The organism is Desulfotomaculum copahuensis, assembly GCF_001655685.1.
In the GTDB taxonomy this organism is placed as follows: Bacteria; Bacillota; Desulfotomaculia; order Desulfotomaculales; family Desulfovirgulaceae; genus Desulfotomaculum_G; species Desulfotomaculum_G copahuensis.
Window position 1 is genome coordinate 1 of record NZ_LYVF01000091.1, and the last position, 790, is coordinate 790.

The following is a 790-nucleotide window of genomic DNA, read 5'->3' on the forward strand; positions in this document are numbered from 1 at the left end:
GGCCTTGTCAGACTGCTCTAAAAAGGATATATTAGATAGACGGTAATAGCTCATGGAAACGTTTCGGGATGCTTACATGAAATCGCGAGAAAAAACCCGGCAAAATCAAGGGTTGTATGGCTTGACGGGTTTTTATGCTAAAAACAGGGAATACTGATTCCCAGGGGGGTTTTTTGATGGCACAAGCAGTACTGCAGGCGGAATTAAGAACGGGCCGCGGCCGGAGCTGCCGGAACAAGCTGGCGGCGCAGGGCAGGGTGCCGGCGGTGGTTTACAGCAAGCACATCGGCAGCCTAGCGGTTGAAACGGAACTGCGCCGACTGGAAGCGATTTTGAACTCGGAAACCGGCCGCAACACCCTGATCAATTTGCAGGTCGGCGGCAGCGGCAACTATCAGGTGCTGATCAAGGAAATGCAGACCGATCCGGTCCGGCAGATGCTGCTGCACGTAGACTTTCAGCAGATCTCGCTCAAAGAAAAAATCCACACCACCGTGCCGCTGCACCTGACCGGCGAGCCGGCCGGCGTGGTGCAGGGAGGCATTCTGCAGCAGTCCCTGCGGGAGCTCGAAATTTCCTGCCTGCCCACGGACATACCGGAAACCGTCACGGTGGATGTTGCCGCGCTGAACATGGGGGACGCCATCACCGTGGCCGATATCGCGGCGCCGCCGGGAGTGACGGTGCTGACCGGCGGGGAAACGGTGGTGGCCAGCGTGCTGGCGCCGGTGCTTGAGAAGGAGCCGGCCGCCGAACCGGCCGCCGAAGAAGCTCCGCCGGCGGAGGAACC

The 790-nt window shown here is 59.5% G+C and carries 1 protein-coding gene; it reads left to right on the top strand.

Going from position 1 to position 790, the window contains the following annotated elements:
• Positions 1 to 176: 176 nt before the first annotated feature.
• The coding region (locus A6M21_RS06655; RefSeq protein WP_066667232.1) for a 50S ribosomal protein L25/general stress protein Ctc at positions 177 to 790 on the top strand (614 nt) is incomplete at its 3' end.